This is a genomic window from Bradyrhizobium sp. MOS002 (genome assembly GCF_003020115.1).
Taxonomy (GTDB): Bacteria; Pseudomonadota; Alphaproteobacteria; order Rhizobiales; family Xanthobacteraceae; genus Bradyrhizobium.
Map to the genome: position 1 here is coordinate 148,244 of NZ_PYFX01000007.1, position 22,967 is coordinate 171,210.

Sequence of the window (22,967 nt, forward strand, 5' to 3'; positions counted from 1 at the left end):
TACGGGCATTGGCAGAGATATCTCGCCACATTCGGCAGCACGGGTCGTCTTGGGCGGCCTCAGCCGTGCCGGCCGCCTTCCAGGTAGGCGGCGCGAATCTCGGGGCGCTGCAACAACTCGGCGCCGGTCCCGGCCAGCGTGATCAGGCCATTGACCATGACATAGCCGCGATGGGCGAGCTTGAGCGCATGATTGGCGTTCTGCTCGACGATCAGCACGGTCAGGCCGTCCTGCCGGTTCAGAGTGCGGATCGCATCGAAAATCTGGCGCGCGATCAGTGGCGCCAGACCGAGCGAGGGTTCGTCGAGCAGGAGCAGGCGAGGACGGCTCATCAAGGCGCGGCCGATGGCCAGCATCTGCTGCTCGCCGCCGGACAGGGTTCCCCCGCGCTGGCCGTAGCGTTCCTTCAGCCGCGGAAACAGCGTGAACACGCGTTGTAGCGTCGCCTCGCGTTCGGCATCAGTGCATTCGGTGGCGTCCGCCCCCATCTGAAGGTTTTCCGCCACGCTCATGCGCGGGAAGATGCGGCGGCCTTCCGGCGATTGCGCGATGCGCAAATGCGCGATCTCGTGGGTGGGCACTTCGGTGATGTCACGGCCTTCGTACAGGATCTGGCCGGCACGGGCGCGCGGCTTGCCGAAGATCGTCATCATCAGCGTCGACTTGCCGGCACCGTTGGCGCCGATCAGCGCCACGATCTCGCCGGCATTGATCTCGAGGTCGACGCCCTTCAGCGCCTCGATCTTGCCGTAGGCGGCGCGAAGGCCGCGGATCGCGAGCAGGGCAGTGGGCGACGTCACGACCCGCTCTCCATCACGGCCGCCGCCTCTTCCTCATCGGTGCCGAGATAAGCGGCGATCACCTTTGGATCGTCGCGAACCTCGCGCGGGGAGCCTTCAGAGATCTTCACGCCGTGGTCCATCACCACGATGTGGTCGGAGATCTCCATCACCACAGACATGTCGTGCTCGATCAGCAGGATCGAGGTGCCGAGCTCGTTGCGGATCGACAGCAGCAACTCGCTCAGGGCGGCACTCTCGCGCGCATTGAGGCCGGCGGCGGGTTCGTCCAGGCACAATAGCGCGGGCTCGGTGCACATCGCGCGTGCGATCTCGAGCCGTCGCTGGTCGCCATAGGCGAAATTACCGGCGGCATCGTCGGCGCGATCGAGCAAATTGACCCGCTTGAGCCAGTCGGTGGCGAGATCGATCGCCCGCTTCTCGGCGTCGCGGTAAACGGGCGCGCCAATGAGCCCGAGCAGGGTGAAGCCGGAGGCGCGCATCAGCGCGTTGTGCTGCGCCACCATCAGGTTTTCCAGCGCGGTCATGCCGGGAAACAGGCGGATGTTCTGGAAGGTGCGGGCGACCTTGGCCTGCTTGGCGATGCGGAAATCGTTCAGCCGTTCCAGCGCGATCACCTTGCCGTCGTCATGGCTGAGGCGGATGGCGCCGCCGCTCGGCTTGTAGAACCCGGTAATGCAGTTGAACACCGTCGTCTTGCCGGCGCCGTTGGGGCCGATCAGCGCGGTGATCTTCTTCCGCTCGGCAGCAAATGACAGGTCCTGCACCGCGACGATGCCGCCGAAGCGCATGGTGAGCCGGTCGACCTCGAGAATCTGGTCGCGGCTCATCCGTGCCCCTCCTTGACGAGGTCGGATGAGATCGCGTGGGCCTTGGTCAGGTACACGGTCGGTGCGCGATGGCCGATCAAGCCGCGCGGCCGCCAGATCATGATCAGCACCATGGCCATGCCGAACACCAGCATGCGATAGCTCTCGAGGCTTCGGAACAGCTCGAACCCGCCGATCATGGCGAGCGCGGCGAGCGCCACGCCAAGCTGCGAGCCCATGCCGCCGAGCACGACGATGGCGAGCACCAGCGCCGATTCCTGGAAGGTGAAGGATTCCGGGCTGATGAAGCCCTGGCGGGTCGCGAAGAACGCGCCGGCAAAGCCGCCGAACATGGCACCGGTCGCGAATGCCGTGAGCTTTGTCGTCGTGGTGTTGATGCCGAGCGCGCGGCAGGCGACCTCGTCCTCGCGCAGGGCTTCCCAGGCGCGGCCGATCGGCAGGCGGCGCAGCCGGATCGTCACCCAGTTGGTGAGCAGCGCGAGCGCCAGGATCAGGTAGAACAAGAAGATGATGCGGTGGGTCGGCGAATATTCGATACCGAGCCTGGCGGCGAGCCCGTTGTCGCTGTTGTCGAGCGGGATGCCGAAGAAGGAGGGGCGGGGAATGCTGGAGACGCCGTTGGGACCGCCGGTCAGATCCTGCCAGTTGATGATGACGAGGCGGATGATCTCGCCGAAGGCGAGCGTCACGATGGCGAGGTAGTCGCCGCGCAGGCGCAGCACGGGAAAGCCGAGCAGCACGCCCCAGAATGCGGCGAGGACGCCCGCTAGCGGCAGGCAGATCCAGAATGACCAGCCGAAATTGGTGGCGAGCAGCGCGTAAGAATAGGCGCCGACTGCATAGAAGGCGACGTAGCCGAGATCGAGCAGGCCGGCCAGCCCGACCACGACGTTCAGCCCCCAGCCCAGCATCACATAGGTGAGCACGAGGATGGCGAGATCGAGGATGTAGCGCTGGTCGTAGAAGATCACGGGCACCAGCAGCGTGAAGATCAGGAGCGCCGGTGCGAGATAGCTGCCGACGAACGACATTCCGCTCCGCACCGCCGGGGGCACCAGCTTCTCGGCGCCGCTCGGGCCGATCCATTGCTTGAGCAGCTCGAGCACGATCGAGCCGCCGAATACCGCGGCAACGAGGGAGGCGACCTCGCCGAAGCGCGTCCAATAGGTGAGCTGGCCGTCGGAACCGGCTTCGGTGCGGACGCCGACCATCAGCGAGAACAGCACCAGCGCGATCAGCGCGTTGAAGCCGGCGGTCTTCAGCAGAGCGGGGATGCCCGATGCGGCTTTGGCCGTATTGCTTGAGGAAGTTTTCACGCGCGCGACCGTCAGACTTTTTCGACTTCGGGGCGGCCGAGCAGGCCGGTCGGCATGAAGATCAGCACGACGATCAGGATCGAGAACGCGGCGACGTCCTTGTACTCGACCGAGAAATAGGCCGACCAGAACGTCTCGATCAGCCCGATCGCGAGCCCCCCGAGCATGGCTCCGGGCAGCGAGCCGATGCCGCCGAGGACGGCCGCGGTGAACGCCTTGATGCCGGCGACGAAGCCCATGAAGAAATCGACCAGGCCGTAATAGAGCAGGTACATCAGGCCGGCCACCGCGGCGAGCGCAGCGCCGATCACGAAGGTCATGGAGATGGTGCGGTCGACGTTGACGCCGAGCAGCGCCGCCATGGTCTGGTCCTGCTCGCAGGCGCGCATGTCGCGCCCGAGCCGGGTGCGCGACACCAGCCAGGTGAAGATCGCCAGCAGCACGATGGTGGTGACGACCACCACGATCTGGATGTTGGAGAGCTGGATGACGAAGCCGTCAGCGCTTTCGTGCAACGTATAGCCGCCGGTGATCACTGGCGGCACTGGCTTCACCCGCGCGCCTTGCGCCACCTGCGAATAGTTGGTCAGCACGAACGACATGCCGATCGCCGACAGCATCGGCGCGAGGCGGAAGGAGTGGCGCAGCGGACGGTAGGCGATGCGCTCGATGGTCCAGCCATACAGAGCGGTGACCGCCATCGAGACCAGGATCACGATCAAAAGGATCACCGGGACCGCAGTCAGGCCGGTCGAGACCAGGAGAAGGAAGGTGATCAGCGCGATGAAGCCGCCGATCATGAAGACATCGCCATGGGCGAAGTTGATCATACCGACGATGCCGTACACCATCGTGTAGCCGATCGCGATCAGCCCGTAGATCGAGCCGAGCACGAGGCCGTTGATGAGCTGCTGGGCGAAATAATCCATAGGCTGCCGTACCCAAATCTGACGCGGCTCAAAGGGAGCTCTTTGAAGAGTTCTCGGGCCCCGGCAGCCCTTGAGCGTTCTCTGGTTTTGTAACAGGAGGGAACTGGCGGCTGCAACCGGCCCCACCTCCGCACAAAGGCTTTTACAGAGATCATTTGATTTGGCGCTCGGTTCCGGCATTCGAGAAGGAACCGGGTTCCGAGGCAACCAACATGAGCGCGAGCGGTTATCTCGGACCTGACGTCCAACAAGGGAGTTTCCCCGAATGACGAAGCAGCAGAACCAAAATCCGGGTCAGCAGAGTCAGAATCCCGGCCAGCAGCGCCCCGATCGGCAGCCAGGGCAGCAGCAGGGCGGTGGTCAGAAACCCGGCCAGCAGCAGCAGCAGAACGATCCGATGCGCCAGCGCGATCGTCCCGGCCAGCAACAGGGCGGCCAGCGCGGTCAGGACAACGAGTAGTTTGGGAGCCCATGAGCCGGGAACCCAGGAGTGACGAAGGGCCCCGCCGGAAGGCGGGGCCTTTTCGTTTGGTGCGCGGTCCATCGGGGCAGTTAAGGTAAACAAAGGGTTTAAATTGCCGCCACAGTCTGATGCGAGTTAGCTCCCGGCAAAGCCTTCCATCGAAGGCGCGGGCCAGGCGAAGCGGGAAGCGGCATGTTCGGAAATTGGCGGATCGGTTCGGTCAACGGCGCACTTCTGGCGGCCTATTTCATCCCGGCCTGGACCCTCGTTGCCTTCAACATCATGGTGGCGCCGGTGCACGGCCTCTATGAGCGGCCGAGCGTCGCAGTGGCTCTTTTCCTCAGCGACCATCTCCAGATGGCAGGGATGGACACCGTGCGCGCCGCCTGGCTGCTGGCACTGGGGCGACTGACCGTGGTGGCGTTCTTTGCGATCTACCTTGCGCTGCTCTGCATCCCCCGCGTCCGCAAGAACGGCGGCAGCGACGAAGCGCTCGGCATCGCGCTTGCGATCGGCAGCCTGATCTCGTTTGCGAGCATGATCATGGCTTCGAAGGTCGGCGAGATGGCCGCGCTGCGGCTGCACGCCACCGAACTTCTGCTCCTGCTCGGTGCCGCCATCGTGGTGGTGGTCGAACGGCCCGAGGCGGCGCCCAAGATCGTTCAGAAGACCGTTGAGGCCACCCCGCCGCTAGGTCTTGAGCAGGCCGAGCTCCTGCACAATCGCTGAGGCTTCCTTGACGGCGTGGTTCGCCGCCGGAACGCCGCAATAGATCGCCTGCTGCAGCAGGATTTCCTTGATGTCGTCGGGCGTGAAGCCGCCCTCGGCAAGCGCCGCGCGCACATGCAGGCGGAATTCGTCCCATTGGCCAAGCGCAACCATGGTGCCGATCACCAGCACCCGCCGCGTGCGCTCGTCGAAATGCGGCCGCGTCCAGATCTCGCCCCAGGCATAGCGCGTGATCATGTCCTGGAAATCGGTGTTGAATGCATTGCGGCCCGCGATCGACTTGTCGACCCAGGCATTGCCCAGCACTTTTCGGCGCACGTTCATGCCGGCATCGCGGCGTTTCTGGTCGTCCATGCTGTTTCCTCCGGATCAGTCATTCCGGGGCGCCTCGGAGAGGCGAACCCGGAATCTCGAAGTGGGTGAAATGCGGATCGAGATTCCGGGTTCGATGCTTCGCATCGCCCCGGAATGACGATGGCGCGATCAGCGTTGCGTCAAAAAGCCCACGACCGCGTCGGTGAACGCGTGCGGCTGCTCGACATTGGAAATGTGGGCGGCGTCGATGATGGTCATGCTTGCGCCGGGAATGTTTGAGCGGATCAATTCACCCGCCGAAATCGGCGTCGCCATGTCGTGACGGCCGGCGATCACCAGCGTCGGGCTCTTGATCTTCGGCAGCAGCGCGCGTTGGTCGAGCGTCGACAGCGCCTCGCAGCAGGCGAGATAGCCTTCGACCGGCGAGGCCAGCAGCATCGCCTTCATCCTGGCGGCGATGTCGGGTGCGCGCTCGCGGAAATCCTGGGTGAGCCAGCCGGCAATAACGGCATCGGCGACGGCGGCGATGCCGCCCTTCTTCACGGCGTCGATGCGCTCGAGCCATTTGGTCGGCTCGGCATAGTAGCAGGAGGTGTTGGCGAGGATGAGCTTGCCGAAGCGCTCCGGCGCGTTCGCGCCCAGCCATTGCCCGACCATGCCGCCCATCGACAGGCCGCACCAGTGCACTTTTTCGATATTGAGGTCGTCGAGGATCGCAAGCACGTCGCGGCCGAAGCGCTCCATCGTGTAGGGGCCGGGCGGAACGTTGGACTTGCCGTGGCCACGGCGGTCGTAGCGGATGACGCGGAATATCTGCGTCAGCGCCTTCATCTGCGGCTCCCACATCTGCAGCGTGCAGCCGAGCGAGTTCGAGAGCATCAAGGTCGGCCCGCCATCGCGGCCCTCGACGGAGACGTTGATCAGGCAACCGTCGGCATCGATCATGGGCATGCGCGCGTCTCCGTTTTATGTGCGCTCAGGACTGCTTTATTCGCGTTCGAGGCTGTCGAGCAGGCGGTCGATCAGGGCTTGGGAAACGCCTTGATAGGCCATCGGCTCGAACAATGCCGCAATTTTCTGGGCCGTAAGATGCGCGGTGACCTGCGAATCAGCCGACAGCACTTCGCGCAGATGCTTCCTCTCGGCCACCGCGCGCTTGCTCGCGGCTTCGACGAGATGATGCGCATCGCTCTTGCCGATCGCCTCGGCGAGCGCAAAGGTGACCGCTTCCGCCATGATCAGGCCGTGGGTCGCATCAAGATTGCTGCGCATGCGCGCCGCGTCGACATCGAGGCCTTCGGCGATATCGACAATGGCCGCGAGCGCACCGGAGGTGACCAGCATCAATTGCGGTAGCGTCGGCCATTCCGCATGCCAGGGCCCGGCGCTGCGCTCATGGTCCTGCACCTGCGCAGCAAATATCGTCGCGGCGAGCTGCGGCGCCATGGTTGCGCAGCCCAGCGCGCTTGCGGCGGCCACCGGGTTGCGCTTGTGCGGCATGGTCGAGGAGCCGCCGCGGCCTTCCCCGGCGGGCTCGAACGCCTCGGCGACATCAGTCTGCATCAGCAGCGAGACGTCGCGCGCGATCTTGCCGCAGCTGCCGGCGAGAATCGCAAAGCTCGATGCGGCTTCCGCGATGCGGTCGCGATGGGTGTGCCAGGGCGCATCGGGCAGCGGCAGGTTCAGCTCCTGCGCCAGCCGTTCGGAAACGACCAGCCCCTTGTCGCCAAGCGCTGCAAGCGTGCCGGCCGCGCCGCCGAATTGCAGTACAAGGCCCTCGCGGGAGAGCCGCCTCAAGCGGCAGCGGGCGCGGGCAAGGCTTGCGGCGTATTCGGCGGCCTTCAACCCGAACGGCATCGGCAGGGCGTGCTGGAGCCAGGTTCGTGCCACCATTGCGGTGTTGCGGTGGGCTCGTGCCAGCGCGGCAAAGCCCTTGATGGCGCGGCTGAGATCGGCGTCCAACGCATCGATGCCGGCGCGAAGCGTGAGCATGGTTGCGGTGTCGATGACATCCTGGCTGGTCGCGCCCCAATGCACGTAGCGTGCGGCCTCGGCATCGGCCCTGCCCACATTGGCGGTCAGCGTCTTGACCAAGGGGATCGCGAGATTGCCGGATCGCGTGGCGGCCTCGGCCAGCGCGGCCATGTCAAAGGTATCGGCCTTGCACGCGGCTTCGATCGGGCCCACCGCGGACGCGGGAATCACACCCGTGGCCGCTTCGGCTCGGGCCAGGGCTGCCTCGAAATCGAGCATATTCTGGAGGGTCGATCGGTCGTCGCAGACCGCGCGCATGGCCACGCTCGACAGCATCGGCGCGAGCAGGGGGGAGAGGGATGTGCTCATATTGTGCGGGACCTAACCACCATGGCCCGCCTGTGCCAATCCCAAACCGGCGGAGCAAGCTTTTTGCAGTTGCGAATATGCATTGCACGTGACCGAGGCCCACCCTTTCTTTTGCCGCCTCCCTGCGGTACTTGAGCAGCCTTAATAGTTGCGCGATCCAAGTTCGATATCCCGGGAGGCACCCAATGGCCATGACGATGAACGGCGAAGTTCAGCTTGCGGCGCCGCGCGAGGCCGTGTGGGCCAAGCTCAACGATGCCGAGGTGCTGAAGGCCTGCATCCCCGGCTGCGAAGAGCTCGAGAAGACCGACGATGGCGGCTTTCGTGCGACTGCGAAAATGAAGGTCGGTCCGGTGTCGGCGCGCTTCAAGGGCAAGGTCACCCTGTCCGATCTCGACCCGCCGAACGGCTACAAGATCTCCGGGGAAGGCGAGGGCGGAGTGGCCGGCTTTGCCAAGGGTGGCGCCGTGGTCAAGCTTGCGGAAAAGGACGGCGGCACGCTTTTGTCCTACGAGGTCGAGGCGCAGATCGGCGGCAAGTTGGCGCAGCTCGGCCAGCGCCTGATCAATGGCGCCGCCAAGAAACTGGCCGACGAATTTTTCGCGAACTTCGCCAAGGCGGTACAGGGCTGAACGCTATCGCCTTTCGGCATGGCGCCTTGCATTCCGGGTGATGTTGCCCCGGGGCATAATGGCCCATATGATGGGTTGGAATAATTATAAGAACCGCTTCGACGGGACCCGTCGGGGCGCTGATAGAGAGTGCTTATGGCAAAAATCTCCCTCATCGTGAACGGCAATCCTGTCACGGCCAATGTCGATCCCCGCACCCTGCTGGTGCAGTTCCTGCGCGAGAATCTGCGGCTTACCGGCACCCATGTCGGCTGCGACACCTCGCAGTGCGGCGCCTGCGTCGTGCATCTGGACGGCAAGGCCGTGAAGTCCTGCACCACGCTCGCCGTGATGGCCGATGGCCACGAGGTCAAGACGATCGAGGGGCTGGCCGCCGACGGCGCGCCGCTGCATCCGATGCAGGAGGCCTTCCGCGAACACCATGGCCTGCAGTGCGGCTTCTGCACGCCCGGCATGATCATGACCGCGATCGACATCGTCCATCGCAAGGGCAACGAGCTCGACGACCACACCATCCGCGAGGAGCTGGAAGGCAATCTCTGCCGCTGCACCGGCTACCAGAACATCGTCACCTCGATCTCTGCCGGCGCCAAGGCGATGGCGAAATCCGATCTCGCGTAAACCACGCGCGCACTCTGCGATCAGGACATTCAGATGTACGATTTCAAATACCATCGCCCCGGGACCGTTCGGCAGGCCGCCAACCTCCTGGTGAAGAACGAGGACGCCAAGGTGATCGCCGGCGGTCACACGCTGATTCCCGTCATGAAGCAGCGCCTCGCCAGCCCGCCGCATCTGGTCGACCTCTCCCATATCGAGGGGCTCAACACGATCGAGATGAAGGGCCGCGCTCTCGTGATCGGCGCCACCGCCAGACATGCCGAGGTCGCAAGCTCGGCCATCGTCGGCGAGGCGATCCCGGCGCTCGCGAACCTTGCCAGCCAGATCGGCGATCCCGCCGTGCGCCACAAGGGCACGATCGGCGGCTCGCTCGCCAACAACGATCCGACCGCGGACTATCCGGCTGCGGTGCTTGCGCTGGGCGCCACCATCGTCACCAACAAGCGCCGCCTCAAGGCGGAAGAGTATTTCCAGGGCCTGTTCACGACGGCGCTCGAGGCCGACGAGATCATCACCAAGGTGATGTTCCCGCTGCCGAAGAAGGCGGCCTATATCAAATTCCGCAACCAGGCCTCGCGTTACGCGCTGGTCGGCGTGTTCGTGGCGCGGCGTCCCTCCGACGTGCGGGTCGCGGTCACCGGCGCCGGCTCGGAAGGCGTGTTCCGTGTCACCGCGTTCGAGGAGGCCTTGAAGAAGCGCTTCGCCGCGAAGGCGCTCGATGGCATCGAGGTGCCGGCGGACGGCCTCAACAGCGACATCCATGGCAGCGCCGAATACCGTGCGCACCTCATCGGCGTGCTGACGCGGCGTGCCCTCGACGCCGCCAACGCCAAGGAGTGAGCGATCCTCACGCCTCGGCCCAAACTTGTCCCCGGTGAGGGCGTAGCGAGACTGGCTTTTTCATGACCTCAGCGGCCAACACGCCCAGTGCCATGCCGGCATCGGTCGATGCGATGCTCGAACTCCTGACGTCGCGCGGCTATCTCGCCGAGCGATCGCTGGCCACGGTGACCTATCTGTCGCTGCGCATGGGCCGGCCGCTGTTTCTGGAAGGTGAGGCCGGCGTCGGCAAGACCGAGATCGCGAAAGTGCTGTCGGCGGCCCTGGGGCGGAAGCTGATTCGCCTGCAGTGTTACGAAGGCCTCGACGTCTCCTCCGCGGTCTACGAGTGGAATAGCGCCGCGCAGATGATCGCGATCCGGATGGCGGAAGCCGCCGGCGACACCGATCGCGATCAATTGTCGTCCGATATTTTCGCCGATCGCTACATGATCAAGCGACCGCTGCTCCAGGCGCTGGAGCCCGACGTCGCCGGACCGCCGGTGCTGCTGATCGACGAACTCGACCGCGCCGACGAGGCATTCGAAGCCTATCTGCTCGAAATCCTCAGCGACTTCCAGGTCACGATTCCCGAATTCGGCACCGTGAAGGCGCCGAGCCCGCCGATCGTCATCATCACCTCCAACCGCACCCGCGAGATCCACGACGCGCTGAAGCGGCGCTGTCTCTATCACTGGGTCGATTATCCCGACGCCGATCGTGAGCTCGCGATCGTCAAGTCGCGCGTACCGGGCATCTCCGCAAAATTGTCGCAGCAGGTCGTGCGCTTCGTCCAGGCGCTGCGCAATCAGGATTTCTACAAGTCCCCCGGCGTCGCCGAGACCATCGACTGGGCCACCGCGCTATCGGAGCTCGACGCCCGCTCGCTGACCCCGCAAGTGGTCGGCGACACACTGGGCGCGCTGCTCAAATACCAGGACGACATCACGCGGATGCAGGGCGACACCTTGCAGAAGGTGCTGAAGGAAGCGACGAGCGAGAATTGAGGTTGTCATTCCGGGGCTCGCGCCGAGAGGGCGCGGGAATGACGAGGGGATGGATACGAGACCATGGCCATCAACCACCTTGCGCCTGAGCAAACCGAGCAATTCGCCGACAATATCGTCGGCTTCGCCCGTGCGCTGCGTTCGGCGGGCATGCCGGTCGGGCCGGGCGCGGTCATCGATGCCATGAGCGCGCTCCAGGTGATCGACATCGGCAACCGCGCCGACGTCTTCACCACGCTGGAGGCGATCTTCGTCAAGCGCCACGAGCATGCGCTGATCTTCAAACAGGCCTTCAACCTGTTCTTCCGCGCGTCGGAAGAGTGGAAGCACATGCTGGATTCGGTGCCGTTGCCGGAGCAGGCCAAGAAGAAGCCGCAGGCCGGCTCGCGCCGCGTGCAGGAGGCGATGTCGCAGCCGCGCATGACGGAGACGCCGCAGCACCAGGAGCAGGATTTGCGCCTGTCGGTCTCAGACAAGGAAATCCTTCAGAAGAAGGATTTTGCGCAGATGAGCGCGGCTGAGATCACCGAAGCGCTCCGCGCCGTCGAGCGGATGCGGTTGCCGCAGTCCGAGCTTCTGACGCGCCGGCACCGGCCCGATCCCCGCGGCCTGCGCCTCGATCTCCGCCGCACGCTGCGCGCCTCATTGCGCACCGGCGGCGACATCATCGACATCCATCGTCTCGGGCGGATCGAGAAACCGGCGCCGATCGTCGCACTGCTCGACATCTCGGGTTCGATGAGCGAGTACACCCGCCTGTTCCTGCATTTTCTGCATGCCATAGGGGACGCGCGAAAACGTGTTTCGGTGTTCCTGTTCGGCACTCGCCTCACCAACGTGACCCGGGCGCTGCGCCAGCGCGACCCTGATGAGGCGCTGGCGAGCTGCTCTGCCTCGGTCGAGGACTGGGCCGGCGGCACGCGGATCTCGGCCTCCCTGCACAATTTCAACAAATTGTGGGCACGGCGCGTGCTGAGCCAGGGCGCCATCGTGCTGCTGATCTCCGACGGGCTGGAGCGGGAGGCCGATTCCAAGCTCGCCTTCGAGATGGACCGGCTGCACCGCTCCTGCCGGCGGCTGATCTGGCTCAACCCGCTGCTCCGGTTTGGCGGCTTCGAGGCCAAGGCCCAAGGCATCAAAATGATGCTGCCGCACGTTGACGAATTCCGCCCCGTACATAATTTGAGTTCGATCCAGGAGCTGATCGCCACGCTCTCCCGGCCGCTGCCGCCGCATCACCGCAGCCTGATCCGCTCCGCAGCCTGAGAGGTAGCCATGCTCGATCGCGACGAGGATATTCTGAAGGCGGCGGAGGACTGGCAGAAGGCCGGCCGTGGCGTCGCGCTCGCCACTGTGGTGGAGACCTGGGGCTCGGCGCCGCGTCCGGCGGGCTCGAGCCTCGTCATCAACGACGAGGGCACGTTCCTGGGGTCCGTCTCCGGCGGCTGCGTCGAGGGCGCCGTGGTCACCGAGGCCATGGATGTGATCCAGAGCGGCAAGCCCAGGATGCTGGAGTTCGGCGTTGCCGACGAGACTGCCTGGAATGTCGGGCTGTCCTGCGGCGGCACCATCCGCGTCTTCGTCGAGAAAGTCGGCTAGCCGTGAAGCTCGCAATCCTGCACGAACTCAATGCCGAGCGCGCCGCGCGCCGCCCGGTGATCCTGGTGACCGACACCGAGAGCGGCGAGCAGCGCCTGGTGAAGGCGAAGGATTTTGCCAAGGATCCCTTGGGCGCCGAACTCGATAAGCAGCTTCGCATGGGCAAGAGCGCCAGCGTCGAAGCTGGCGGCAAGAAGCTCTTCCTCAACGTCTATGCGCCGACCGCCAAGCTCGTCATCGTCGGCGCTGTCCATATCAGTCAGGCGCTGGCGCCGCTGGCGCGCTCGCTCGGCTACGACGTCACCGTGGTCGATCCGCGCACGGCCTTTGCGAGCCCGGAGCGCTTCCCCGACGTTCCGCTGGTCGCGGAATGGCCCGACACGGCGCTGCCGCCGCTCAACGTCGATGCCTACACGGCCTTCGTCGCGGTGACGCACGATCCCAAGATCGACGATCCCGCGCTGCTGCACGCTTTCGAGCGCAACTGCTTCTATATCGGCGCGCTCGGATCGCGGAAGACGCACGCCAAGCGCGGCGACCGGCTAAGGGGGCAAGGCGCTAAGGAGGCTGACATCGCGCGCATCCACGCGCCCATCGGGCTTGCGATCGGCGCCGTCTCGCCATCCGAGATCGCGGTGTCGATCATGGCCGAGATCACGGCGGTGCTTCGCCTGCCGCCCAAAGAAAAAGAAGAAGCCGCATGAAATTCGGCCCGGCGAGCCCCAGGGATGCGATCGGCGGGGTGACCGTCCACACCCTGCGCCAGGGACCGCTGGTGTTGAAGAAGGGCACGACGATCGGGCCCACCGAGGTCGAGGCGCTGGAGCGCGCCGGCATCAAGGACGTCGTGGTAGTGCGGATGGAGGCGGGCGATGTCTCCGAGGACATCGCCGCCGCCAGCATCGCGCTCGCCGTCGGTGGCGATGGGATTCATGTCGAGCGCGCCTTCACCGGTCGCGCCAATCTGTTCGCCGCGCGCCCGGGCGTGCTGGTGATCGATCGCCCCGCGGTGGACCGCATCAACAATATTGACGAGGCCATTACCTTTGCCACGCTCTCGGCCTTCAAGCCGGTGGTCGAGGGCGAGATGGTCGGCACCGTCAAGATCATCCCGTTCGGCGTCGAAGGAAACTTGCGTGATGCCGCGGTGGAGGCTGCGGGTCGCGACGTTCTGAAGATCGCGCCTTACGTCATCAAGCGCGTCGGCGTGGTCTCGACATTGCTGCCTGGCCTGTCCTCCAAGGTGATCGACAAGACCTTGCGCGTCACCGCCGAGCGGCTGGCGCCGGCCGGCGCCGGCATCATCGCCGAGCGGCGGGTCCCGCATGAGGAGCAGGCGCTGTCGGCTGCGATCAAGGAATTGCTGGGACTTGGCGCCGAGCTCGTGATCGTGTTCGGGGCATCCGCGATCGCCGACCGCCGTGACGTGATCCCCGCGGCCGTGACCGGCATCGGCGGAGAGATCGAGCATTTCGGCATGCCGGTCGATCCCGGCAATCTGCTGCTGATTGCCCGGGCCGGCAGCGTGCCGGTGCTGGGTGCGCCCGGCTGCGCGCGCTCGCCGGTCGAGAACGGCTTTGACTGGGTGCTGATGCGGCTGCTGGCCGGCATCAAGGTGACGCGGTCCGAGCTGATGGGCATGGGCGTCGGCGGCCTCCTGATGGAGATCGTCACGCGCCCGCAACCACGCGCAAAACCGGAGATCGAGGGCAACAACCAGGTCGCGGTCATCGTGCTCGCAGCAGGCCGCTCGACCCGGATGGGCGGACCGAACAAGCTCTTAGCCGAGCTCGACGGCAAGAAGCTGGTGCGGATCGCGACCGAGCAGGCGCTGGCCTCCAAGGCGTCCGAGGTGATCGTCGTCACCGGCCATCAGACCGAGCTGATCGAGCAAGCTTTGCAAGGCCTGAAGGTACGTTTCATCAAAAATCCGGATTTTGCCGGCGGCATCGCAAGCTCGGTCAAGGCCGGCATCGCGGCCGTTCCCGAGACGTCCGACGGCGCCGTGGTCTGCCTCGGCGACATGCCGCTGATCGATGCCGGTCTGATCGACCGTCTCATCGACGCGTTCGCGCCGGATCGCGGCAATCTCATCGTCGTGCCCGTCAGCGAAGGCCGCCGCGGCAATCCCGTGCTGTGGTCGCGCCGCTTCTTCAAGGAGTTGATGACGCTCGACGGAGATGTCGGCGCGCGTCACCTGATCGCGAAGCACACCGAGGCGGTTGCCGAAGTGCCGGTCGACGGCGAGAGCGCCTTCCTCGACATCGACACGCCGCAGGCGCTGGAAGCGGCAAGACGCGGTTGACGCTGCGATAGGGCGGGCAAAAGCGCACGCCGCCGTGCCCACCATCTCGCTACAACGTGATCTGCGTTTGGTGGGTACGCTTCCGCCTCCGCTCTTCGAGCTACGGCGGACAAGTCGCTTTGCCCACTCGAGACGCCGATGTCCGCGGTTCGCCTACTTCTTCGTGTTCGACAACTTCTCGACCCCGGCCTTCAGCTCGACACCGCTCTTCGTCAACAACGCCTTGTCGCCGCTGTTGAACGTAAACGTGTCGGCGCCCGCGCTGATGCCGTTCCACGCGACGGTTTCCGCGAGGGACAGATACCACAATCCCTGGAATCCCGCTGAATTGTTCAACTGTCCAGTCCACACGGTGGTCGATCCACAGCCGAGGAAGTTCACCGAGAAGCTGATTGCGGTGCCTGTGTTGCCGTAGGCCAGCCAACCCGTCACGCCTTGCGGCTTGCCCTCGTCGCAGCTGTTCGCCGCGTTGTTGGTATAGGTCCCCGTGATGGCACCTGTAGTCGTGTTGAAGTTGGTGATGGCCAGGGTCGAGCCGTACTGGTTGGTCCAGGTCCAGTTCACCGTCTGCGCCTGCGCGGGCGAAAGCCCGATGAGGCAGGCCGATGCGAGCATTCCGAACAGCATTGCATTGATGTGGCGCATGGTCGCTTCCTCCTGCTCTCTGCTTGGAGCTTCACGACCTTAAATAATGCGATTGAGAAATACAACTATAAAGTGTAAATTCACGCCGCTATTCCGGCGCGGCTTTTCAACCACGCGTTCACCAAGTGGAAACGACCGACGCTTAGAGTCGCCTTCACCTGCCTTGGGGGGAGGGGCTTTTCCATGGCTTCGAACGTCGTCGCGCGCCGTTGCGCGATGTTTTTCTTTGCGCTGTCCGTCTGCGTCGCGGGCGCTCGCCACATCACGGATGCGCACGCCGCCGGTGCATTTGCGGTCGGCAAGTGCGGCGCCTATGGCCAGGCCTTTGATTATGGCGCCGAGCACGAAGCGCGAGCGGCGGCGCAGAAGCAGTGCAAGGGCGATTGCACGACCGTAACGATGAAGCGCGCCTGCGCTGCGATGTCGGTCGATCTTTCCAATCCCTGCGGCGCCTATGGCTATGCCGTCAAGCCGAAGATCTCGGCCACGCTCAATGCCGCGACGCGCGAATGCTACAAATATGGCGGCAAGGAATGCGTGATCCGCGCCTGGGCCTGCGACGCGAAGGGTTGATTCCTCTTGCCGTCATTCCGATCGTGCGTAGCATCGAATGCGGAATGACAGTCGGGGATTTGCATGCAGTTCGATACCAAGATCGCCATCGTGATCCGCACCGATCTTCAAGCTTGGCAGAAGCTCAACGTCGCGGCCTTCCTTACCAGCGGCATCGCCGCGGCCTTTCCGGAATGCATCGGCGAACCCTATGAGGACGCGTCGGGCACGAAATATCACGCGCTGATCGGCCAGCCGATCCTGATCTATGGCGCCGACGGTCCCGCATTGACGCGCGCGCTCGATCGGGCACTGACGCGTAGCGTCAAGCCGGCGGTCTATACCGAGGACATGTTCAAGACCACGCACGATGCCGCCAATCGCGAAGCGGTGAGGGTGGTGGCGCGCACCGATCTCAATCTCGTCGGTCTCGCGATGCGCGCCGAGCGCAAGGTGATCGACAAGATCGTCGACGGATTGAAGTTCCACAGCTGAGGTAGGTGCTTGCTGTTTCACCTCTCCCGCTTGCGGGAGAGGTCGCGCCGAAGGCGCGGGTGAGGGCTCTCTCCTCTTGGGGACTGTCCCGTTGCGGCGGTACCCTCTCCCCAACCCTCCCCCGCAAGCGGAGGAGGGAGCGCACCCTTCGTGCGGCAGCTATTACCCCGGCGGCATGCCCGCGAACTTCGGAAGGTCCGGGTCGAGACGATCCCAGTCATGTCCGCGCGCGGCGTAGGTTACCACCTGCGGCTTGTAGCGGGCCGGCTCGTCGAGGCTTGCGGCGCGGATGGTGAAGATGTCGGGCATCGCTGCGAAGGTCAGGTAAACAGGCAAGCCGCAGGCGGCGCAGAAACCGCGCGTCTTCACATTGCCGCTGTCGCCGACCATCTCCCAGTGCTTCGCTTCGCCCGTCACGGTGACGCCGGCGCGTGCGAAGGTCATGTACGACCCGTGGCCGCTGCCGCTTTCGCGCTGGCAGTCCCGGCACTGGCAGTGATTGCTGAAGAAGGGCTCGCCCAGAATCGAATAGCGGATCGCGCCGCAGGCGCAGCCGCCGGTATAGGGTTTGTCCATCGCGATGCCTCCTTACTGGTCTTCGCCGGCGACGGCATCGAGCCGCTGCACCACCTTGACCCAGCCGTCGCTCATGTTGCGATAAGCGGTGTCGTTCCTCGGCACTACGAAGCCCGAATGGACCACGCGCACGCGCGTGCCTGCTTCGACCGGTGTGAGGGACCAGGTGACGACGGTGTCGAGCGCCGAGCCGTAGCCGGTATTGCCCTCGTCGCCGCCCTTCCAGGCGAAAGCGAACCGCCGGTTCGGCACGACTTCGAGAACGCGGCAATGGATCGTGCCATCCCACGCGCCGGCCGGGTTGGTCTTGAACGTGAAAGTGTTGCCTTCGACGGCCTCGAAACCGGCCGGCGGCATCAGCCAGCGCGCAATGAGCTGGGCACTGGTCAGCGCCTTCCAGATCGTTGCGGTCGCATGAGGGAACACCTCGTCGATAACGATGTCCTGGGTTTGAACGTTGGAAGCAACAGCACTCACGGATCGATCTCCTTCAAGAGGTCACGCAGGTTTTGGAAGCGCTCGCGCCAGAACACGCCGTAATGGTCCATCCAGGAGACCAGCGGTTCGAGGCCTTGCGGCGCGGCACGGTAATAGACGTTGCGGCCCTCGGCACGCTCGGCGACGAGGCCGGCCTGCTTGAGGGACTTCAGGTGTTGCGAGATCGCGCCTTGCGTCACGCCGCTTCCGCGCGTGAGTTCGGCGACGCTGATCTCCTTGCTCTCGAAGACCCGCTCGAACACCGCGCGCCGGGTGGGATCGGCGAGGGCGCGCATCACGGTGGTGACGGGATTTGGGACGGCTTCGATCATAGGATTAGATTAGTATACGCTAATGAATTAGTCAATACTAATTTGTGCGCCTATTAGGTCTGTGGGCCTGTCTTGACTATGACTGACCGGTCAGTCATATTTTAAAGATGACAAGGAAGCCGACCAAAGCCGCCACGCCGTCCGTAGCCCGCGCCAGCGCAAAGGCCTCTGCACGCGCTGGCAGCGACGCGGCACCCGCGTCGAGCCGCGCCACGCGCGCGGCGGAACGGCGTGCGGCGATCGTGGATGCCGCGATGGAGGAGTTCATCGCGCGCGGCTTTGCCGCGACGCGGCTCGACGACATCGCGAAGCGCGCGGGTGTCGCCAAGGGCACCATCTACCTGCACTTCAAGGACAAGGAATCGATGTTCGAGGAGCTGGTGCGGACGGTGATCGTGCCTGTCGTGACGCGGTTGACGGCATTGCCGCCGCCAGCGGGCTCGGTGCGCGATCTCGTCGAGACGTTTGCCAGCAACTTCCTCAAGGAGGTCATCGGCACGCGGCGCGGCGATCTCGTGCGCCTGATCGTGGCCGAAGGGCCGCGGTTTCCCTCCGTGGCCGATTTCTACTACCGCGAGGTCGTCTCGCGCGGCATCGCCGCCATGCGCGCGCTGATCGAGCTCGGCATTGCCCGCGGCGAGATCCGCCAGAAGAACCTGGCGCATTACCCGCAGATCCTGGTCGCGCCCGCGATGATCGCGGTGATCTGGCAGAGCCTGTTTGCGCGGCACGCGCCGCTCGACGCGCAGGACATGCTGCGCGTTCATCTCGATTTGATTTTTGGCGAACGGAGCACGACATGAGGTCGTCGCGAACCATCTCTCACCTCATCGTGAGGAGCGCGGAACGCGCGTCTCGAAGGATGCAGGCCCGGCTGTGGCTCCTCTCCCTTCAAGACGCCGCTTCGCAGCTCCTCAGGGTGAGGAATCGACATAGGTGTCTGCCGCGCGTCTGTTCGATCGCGATATTGGTCCTCGCGACCGGGCTCGCCGGGTGCAAGGACAAGCGTGAGCCCGGCTTCCAGGGCTGGGTCGAGGCCGACATGATCTTCGTCAGTCCGGACGAGGCGGGCCGCGTGACGAAGCTGAACATCCGCGAGGGCGATGAGGTCAAGGTCGGCGATCACCTGTATTCTGTCGACGACGATCTCCAGCTTGCCGATCTCAACCAGAACAAGGCGACGCTTGCCAACGCGCAGCAAACCTATGACCGCGCGGCCTCGCTGAGCAAAACCGGCTCGGGCACGCAGGCCAATCTCGACTCGGCCGTCTCCGCCTTGCGCGTCGCAGAGGCGCGGGTGGCGACCTCGGAGACGCGGATGGCGCGGCGCAAGGGCTTTGCGCCCGTGGCCGGTACCATCCAGCAGATCTATTTTCGCGAGGGCGAGATGGTGGCGGCGCAGCGGCCGGTGCTCTCGATCATGCCGCCTGGCAACATGAAGCTGCGCTTCTTCGTGCCGGAGACCGAGCTGCCGAAGCTTGCGATCGGCGATACGGTGCGGATCGCGTGCGATAATTGCGCCGCCGATCTCACCGCAAAGATCTATTTCATCGCGACTTCGGCCGAATACACGCCGCCTGTCATCTATAGCCTCGAGGAGCGCAACAAGCTCGTCTATCTGATCCAAGCGCGGCCGTCGCGCCCCGATGCGCTGCGTGTCGGACAACCGATCGACGTCCATTTCAATCCAAAAACCCCCGTGGCGGACAAGCGATGAGCGGCGGCAATGGCATTGCGATCGACGTCAAGGGCCTGACCAAGTCGTTCGGCGGCCGCGAGGTCGTGCACGATTTGTCGATGCAGGTGAAGCGGGGTTCGATCTACGGCTTCCTCGGCCCGAACGGCTCGGGCAAGACGACGACCATCCGCATCCTCTGCGGCCTGCTCACGCCCGACAGCGGCGAGGGCACCTGCCTCGGCTACGACATCAGGCGCGATGCCGAAAAGATCAAGCGCCAGGTCGGCTACATGACCCAGCGCTTCAGCCTCTATCAGGATCTCTCTGTCCGCGAAAATCTCGAATTCGTCGCGCGGCTATACGGCCTTCGCGATGCACGCGGTGCCGCGCGCGACATGATCAAGCGGCTGGGGCTCTCGGGCCGCGAGGAGCAGCTCGCGGGCGAGCTCTCCGGCGGCTGGAAGCAGCGGCTGGCGCTAGGCGCCTGCACATTGCCCAGTCCGAAACTGCTGCTGCTCGACGAGCCGACCGCCGGCGTCGACCCGAAAGCGCGACGCGATTTCTGGAACGAGATTCATGCACTGGCGGCCGACGGTCTCACCGTGCTGGTCTCGACACACTACATGGACGAGGCCGAGCGCTGTCACGAGATCGCCTATATCGCCTATGGCCATCTGCTCGTGCACGGCACCGTGGAGGAGGTGATCGCGAAATCCGCGCTGACGACCTACACCGTGACAGGCGAGGACCTCAACGAGCTCACGGCTGCGCTCACCGGCAAGCCCGGAATCGACATGGTGGCGCCGTTCGGCACGTCGCTGCACGTCTCCGGCCGCGACGTCGCCGCGCTCGAAGCCAGCATCGCGCCGTGGCGCGAAAAGAGCGGCTTGCACTGGCATCAATCATCGCCGTCGCTGGAAGACGTGTTCATCGAATTGATGGGCCGTTCCAAGGACAATTTCCAATGAGCGCCGTCGATCATCCCGAACCACGGCACGCGATCCGGGAGCGATTCGGTTTCTGGAGGCGCTCCTATGCGATGCTGATCAAGGAGTTCATCCAGCTCAGGCGCGACCGCGTGTCGTTTGCGATGATCGTGATGCTGCCGGTGATGCAGCTGCTCTTGTTCGGCTATGCCATCAACACCACGCCGCACAATCTGCCGAGCGCGGTGCTGCTCCAGGAGGACTCCGATCTCGCCCGCTCAATCCTGAAGGCGTTGGAAAATACCGCCTATTTCCGCTTCATCTACGAGGTGCACGACGTCGACGATTTTGACAATCTCCTGAAATCCGGCAAGGTTCTGTTCGGCGTCGAGATCCCGCGCGGCTTCGAGCGGGCGGTACGGCGCGGCGACAGGCCTGCGCTGCTGGTCGCGGCCGACGCGACCGATCCGGTCGCAGCGAGTGCGGCGATCGGCTCGCTCGGCATGGTCGTGCAGACCGCGCTCAAACACGATCTCTACATCGGAGATCCCCCGGAGATGCCCTTCGAGATTCGCGCGCATGCCCGCTACAACCCCGCCGCCGCGTCGAGCCTCAACATCGTGCCGGGCCTCGTCGGCACCATCCTCACCATGACCATGCTGATCTTCACCGCGCTCTCGGTCACGCGCGAGGTCGAGCGCGGCACGATGGAGAGCCTGCTGTCGATGCCGATCAGGCCGGTCGAGGTGATGTTCGGCAAGATCATCCCTTACGTGCTGGTCGGGTTCGTGCAGGCGTTTCTCATTATCAGTATCGGGGTCGGCCTGTTCGGCGTGCCGGTGCTCGGCAATCTGTTCCTGCTGGCGCTGCTCTCGACGCTGTTCATCACGACCAATCTGGCGATCGGGTACACGATCTCGACGCTGGTGCAGAACCAGCTCCAGGCGATGCAGATGTCGATGATGTTCTTCCTGCCGAGCATCTTGCTGTCCGGCTTCATGTTCCCGTTTGCCGGGATGCCGGGCTGGGCGCAATATGTCGGCGAGTGCCTGCCATTGACGCATTATTTGCGCATCGTCCGAGCCATCATGCTGAAGGGCGCGAGCATGCAAAATTTGCATTTCGACGCGCTGGCGCTGGCGGTCCTGATGCTGCTCGCCATGACGATCGCCGTGACGCGCTTCCGCCGCACGCTGGATTGAGGCAAGATGCCCCTGGAATCAAGGGGACGGAATGGTCAGTTTTGCGAGCAGGAAGGCCCGGCAGCATGCCGTGGTGTCCGAAGACTTCGAGCGCGAGCTGACGCGCGAAGTGCTGCGCACCGAGCTCGTGCGGGTGAGGGCGCTGATCACGACGGGCTGCGTCATCGTCGTGTTCCTTACCGCGATCTATCTCGTCGATTCCTCCGTGGTGCAGCGGGTCTGGCGGGGCACCGAGGGGCTTGCCGAGGTCTATGGTCTCCTGACCGCCTTCATCCTGTTTGAGGTCTGGGTCCACAGCCAGATCAGGCGAAACCTCAAGCTCGACCGCGATCTGCCGGTGATCCGGCGCTATATCGGTGCGCTGATCGAGACCTCGCTGCCGACCGTGATCCTGATCCTGCAGATCCGTAGCATGGGCGCGAGCCAGGCACTCGGCTTCGTCGTGCCGCTGATCTATTTCATTTTCGTCATCCTCTCGACCCTGCGGCTCGACTTCTGGCTGTCCACCTTCACCGGCTTCGTCGCTTCGGCTGAGCTACTCACGGTGGCGCTGATCTTCGATCCCGTCAGCGGGAGCGGCGAGCCTCAGATCTATTTCCACGCGGTGCGAAGCACCATCATCCTGATCTGCGGCGTGCTTGCAGGCGCAGTCGGTGCGCAGCTCCGCCGCCAGTTCGCCGCGAGCATTGTCGCAGCGACCGCGCGCGACCGGGTGACCAACCTGTTCGGCCAGCACGTTTCCCCTCAGGTGGTGGAGCGGCTGATGGCGGCGGGGACGAGCGCCGCCGGCGACCTCCGCCGCGTCGCCGTGATGTTTGTAGATTTCCGCGGCTTCACCGCCGGCGCGCAGTCGCGCACCCCGCAGGAGGTGGTCGACCGGCTCGACGGCGCCTTCGCCGTCCTCGTCGACATTCTCGACCGCGAGGGCGGCATCGTGAACAAGTTTCTGGGCGACGGCTTTCTGGCCCTGTTCGGCGCGCCGCTGGAGACCTCCGACGCCGCGCACCGCGCGGTCGCCGCGGGCCGCGAGATGCTGACCGCGATGGAGCGCATCAACGCGCAGACGAGCTGGCCGCTCAGAATCGGAATCGGCATCCATTTCGGAGAGGTCGTCGCCGGCAATATCGGCTCGCCCCGGCGCAAGGAATACACTGTCATAGGAGACACCGTGAACTTCGCCTCCCGGCTGGAGGCGTTGAACAAGGAGTTCGGCTCGCAGCTCTTGATCTCCGCATCCGTGCGCGAGGCGCTGGGCGAGGACGGCAGCGATGCCGTCGCGCTCGGCGAGGTCGAGGTGCGGGGCTATGAGCAGAAGGTGGCAGTGTTTCAATTGGGCTAACGCGCCTTCAAATGCGAGTCGCGTTTCGTTGAAGCGA

At 64.6% G+C, this 22,967-nt stretch carries 28 protein-coding genes; 17 read left to right on the forward strand and 11 right to left on the reverse strand.

The features are described from left to right. Positions 1-59: 59 nt before the first annotated feature. From C7G41_RS22090 to C7G41_RS22105, 4 genes are read right to left on the reverse strand one after another with little or no spacing between them, the layout of a single operon-like run. A complete protein-coding gene (locus tag C7G41_RS22090) occupies positions 60-800 on the reverse strand; it encodes an ABC transporter ATP-binding protein (RefSeq protein ID WP_106944505.1) in 741 nt (246 codons plus the stop codon). Then, on the reverse strand, positions 797-1,630 hold the full coding sequence (locus C7G41_RS22095; protein WP_106944506.1) for an ABC transporter ATP-binding protein: 834 nt from the start codon (positions 1,628-1,630) through the stop codon (positions 797-799). The genes C7G41_RS22090 and C7G41_RS22095 overlap by 4 nt, the downstream gene beginning before the upstream one ends. After that, positions 1,627-2,946 (reverse strand): high-affinity branched-chain amino acid ABC transporter permease LivM, encoded by a 1,320-nt coding sequence (gene livM, locus C7G41_RS22100; RefSeq protein WP_306768047.1) that lies wholly within the window; start codon positions 2,944-2,946, stop codon positions 1,627-1,629. Before livM ends, C7G41_RS22095 begins: the two co-directional genes overlap by 4 nt. A gap of 11 nt (positions 2,947-2,957) precedes the next feature. Next, entirely contained in the window at positions 2,958-3,875 is a 918-nt protein-coding gene (locus C7G41_RS22105; protein WP_106944508.1) for a branched-chain amino acid ABC transporter permease LivH, read from the reverse strand. Between the two features lie 265 nt (positions 3,876-4,140). Here C7G41_RS22105 and C7G41_RS37890 point away from each other — a divergent pair, with 265 nt between their 5' ends. Beyond that, positions 4,141-4,335, forward strand: a complete 195-nt coding sequence (locus C7G41_RS37890) for a hypothetical protein (RefSeq protein ID WP_199198535.1) — start codon at positions 4,141-4,143, stop codon at positions 4,333-4,335. Between the two features lie 195 nt (positions 4,336-4,530). Beyond that, entirely contained in the window at positions 4,531-5,067 is a 537-nt protein-coding gene (locus C7G41_RS22115) for a hypothetical protein (RefSeq protein WP_106944509.1), read from the forward strand. Here the strand turns inward: C7G41_RS22115 and C7G41_RS22120 are convergent. The 3 genes from C7G41_RS22120 to C7G41_RS22130 form a co-directional block, all read right to left on the reverse strand. Then, a complete protein-coding gene (locus tag C7G41_RS22120) occupies positions 5,029-5,421 on the reverse strand; it encodes a carboxymuconolactone decarboxylase family protein (RefSeq protein WP_027567707.1) in 393 nt (130 codons plus the stop codon). The two genes, C7G41_RS22115 and C7G41_RS22120, sit on opposite strands and share 39 nt — an antisense overlap. Positions 5,422-5,550: 129 nt before the next feature. Beyond that, positions 5,551-6,333 carry a 3-oxoadipate enol-lactonase gene (pcaD, locus tag C7G41_RS22125; protein ID WP_106944510.1) on the reverse strand — a complete coding sequence of 261 codons (783 nt, stop codon included), beginning with the start codon at positions 6,331-6,333 and terminating at the stop codon, positions 5,551-5,553. A 36-nt stretch (positions 6,334-6,369) separates the two neighbouring features. Beyond that, entirely contained in the window at positions 6,370-7,725 is a 1,356-nt protein-coding gene (locus C7G41_RS22130; RefSeq protein ID WP_106944511.1) for a 3-carboxy-cis,cis-muconate cycloisomerase, read from the reverse strand. A 185-nt stretch (positions 7,726-7,910) separates the two neighbouring features. Here C7G41_RS22130 and C7G41_RS22135 point away from each other — a divergent pair, with 185 nt between their 5' ends. The 8 genes from C7G41_RS22135 (at position 7,911) to C7G41_RS22170 (ending at position 14,708) form a co-directional block, all read left to right on the forward strand. Beyond that, on the forward strand, positions 7,911-8,357 hold the full coding sequence (locus tag C7G41_RS22135) for a carbon monoxide dehydrogenase subunit G (RefSeq protein WP_018455582.1): 447 nt from the start codon (positions 7,911-7,913) through the stop codon (positions 8,355-8,357). Positions 8,358-8,492: 135 nt separating this feature from the next. Beyond that, positions 8,493-8,978, forward strand: coding sequence for a (2Fe-2S)-binding protein (locus C7G41_RS22140; protein WP_007602418.1), 486 nt, complete (start codon positions 8,493-8,495; stop codon positions 8,976-8,978). Between the two features lie 33 nt (positions 8,979-9,011). Next, positions 9,012-9,818: a xanthine dehydrogenase family protein subunit M gene (locus C7G41_RS22145; RefSeq protein ID WP_106944512.1), complete on the forward strand. Its 807-nt coding sequence runs from the start codon at positions 9,012-9,014 to the stop codon at positions 9,816-9,818. A 62-nt stretch (positions 9,819-9,880) separates the two neighbouring features. After that, the gene (locus tag C7G41_RS22150) at positions 9,881-10,804 is read left to right on the forward strand and encodes a MoxR family ATPase (RefSeq protein WP_106944513.1); all 924 of its coding nucleotides are present in this window, start codon (positions 9,881-9,883) and stop codon (positions 10,802-10,804) included. A 63-nt stretch (positions 10,805-10,867) separates the two neighbouring features. Next, positions 10,868-12,070, forward strand: coding sequence for a VWA domain-containing protein (locus C7G41_RS22155; protein ID WP_106944514.1), 1,203 nt, complete (start codon positions 10,868-10,870; stop codon positions 12,068-12,070). Positions 12,071-12,079: 9 nt separating this feature from the next. Next, complete coding sequence (locus C7G41_RS22160) at positions 12,080-12,403, forward strand: XdhC family protein (protein WP_007602422.1); 324 nt, start codon at positions 12,080-12,082, stop codon at positions 12,401-12,403. Between the two features lie 2 nt (positions 12,404-12,405). Beyond that, on the forward strand, positions 12,406-13,107 hold the full coding sequence (locus C7G41_RS22165) for an XdhC family protein (protein WP_106944515.1): 702 nt from the start codon (positions 12,406-12,408) through the stop codon (positions 13,105-13,107). Next, positions 13,104-14,708, forward strand: a complete 1,605-nt coding sequence (locus C7G41_RS22170) for an NTP transferase domain-containing protein (RefSeq protein WP_106944516.1) — start codon at positions 13,104-13,106, stop codon at positions 14,706-14,708. The genes C7G41_RS22165 and C7G41_RS22170 overlap by 4 nt, the downstream gene beginning before the upstream one ends. Before the next feature lie 153 nt (positions 14,709-14,861). Here the strand turns inward: C7G41_RS22170 and C7G41_RS22175 are convergent, their stop codons facing one another. After that, complete coding sequence (locus C7G41_RS22175) at positions 14,862-15,353, reverse strand: avidin/streptavidin family protein (RefSeq protein ID WP_106944517.1); 492 nt, start codon at positions 15,351-15,353, stop codon at positions 14,862-14,864. Positions 15,354-15,536: 183 nt separating this feature from the next. On the opposite strand from C7G41_RS22175, the gene C7G41_RS22180 reads away from it, so the two are divergent. After that, on the forward strand, positions 15,537-15,926 hold the full coding sequence (locus tag C7G41_RS22180; RefSeq protein ID WP_007611990.1) for a DUF4189 domain-containing protein: 390 nt from the start codon (positions 15,537-15,539) through the stop codon (positions 15,924-15,926). Between the two features lie 63 nt (positions 15,927-15,989). Beyond that, positions 15,990-16,400: a DUF2000 family protein gene (locus C7G41_RS22185; protein ID WP_106944518.1), complete on the forward strand. Its 411-nt coding sequence runs from the start codon at positions 15,990-15,992 to the stop codon at positions 16,398-16,400. Positions 16,401-16,562: 162 nt separating this feature from the next. On the opposite strand, the gene C7G41_RS22195 is transcribed toward C7G41_RS22185, so the two are convergent. From C7G41_RS22195 to C7G41_RS22205, 3 genes are read right to left on the reverse strand one after another with little or no spacing between them, the layout of a single operon-like run. After that, entirely contained in the window at positions 16,563-16,976 is a 414-nt protein-coding gene (locus tag C7G41_RS22195; protein WP_106944519.1) for a GFA family protein, read from the reverse strand. 12 nt (positions 16,977-16,988) lie between these two features. Further along, the gene (locus C7G41_RS22200) at positions 16,989-17,453 is read right to left on the reverse strand and encodes an SRPBCC domain-containing protein (protein ID WP_106944520.1); all 465 of its coding nucleotides are present in this window, start codon (positions 17,451-17,453) and stop codon (positions 16,989-16,991) included. Continuing rightward, positions 17,450-17,785: a helix-turn-helix transcriptional regulator gene (locus C7G41_RS22205; protein WP_106944521.1), complete on the reverse strand. Its 336-nt coding sequence runs from the start codon at positions 17,783-17,785 to the stop codon at positions 17,450-17,452. The genes C7G41_RS22200 and C7G41_RS22205 overlap by 4 nt, the downstream gene beginning before the upstream one ends. A gap of 107 nt (positions 17,786-17,892) precedes the next feature. Between C7G41_RS22205 and C7G41_RS22210 the strand changes: the two genes are divergently transcribed. From C7G41_RS22210 to C7G41_RS22230, 5 genes are read left to right on the forward strand one after another with little or no spacing between them, the layout of a single operon-like run. Continuing rightward, on the forward strand, positions 17,893-18,588 hold the full coding sequence (locus C7G41_RS22210) for a TetR/AcrR family transcriptional regulator (protein ID WP_106944522.1): 696 nt from the start codon (positions 17,893-17,895) through the stop codon (positions 18,586-18,588). Continuing rightward, on the forward strand, positions 18,585-19,502 hold the full coding sequence (locus C7G41_RS22215; protein ID WP_245446618.1) for an HlyD family secretion protein: 918 nt from the start codon (positions 18,585-18,587) through the stop codon (positions 19,500-19,502). The genes C7G41_RS22210 and C7G41_RS22215 overlap by 4 nt, the downstream gene beginning before the upstream one ends. Continuing rightward, a complete protein-coding gene (locus C7G41_RS22220) occupies positions 19,499-20,431 on the forward strand; it encodes an ABC transporter ATP-binding protein (RefSeq protein WP_106944523.1) in 933 nt (310 codons plus the stop codon). The genes C7G41_RS22215 and C7G41_RS22220 overlap by 4 nt, the downstream gene beginning before the upstream one ends. Continuing rightward, positions 20,428-21,591, forward strand: a complete 1,164-nt coding sequence (locus C7G41_RS22225; RefSeq protein WP_106944524.1) for an ABC transporter permease — start codon at positions 20,428-20,430, stop codon at positions 21,589-21,591. Before C7G41_RS22220 ends, C7G41_RS22225 begins: the two co-directional genes overlap by 4 nt. A 31-nt stretch (positions 21,592-21,622) precedes the next feature. Beyond that, complete coding sequence (locus tag C7G41_RS22230; RefSeq protein ID WP_106944525.1) at positions 21,623-22,930, forward strand: adenylate/guanylate cyclase domain-containing protein; 1,308 nt, start codon at positions 21,623-21,625, stop codon at positions 22,928-22,930. Positions 22,931-22,967: the final 37 nt, after the last annotated feature.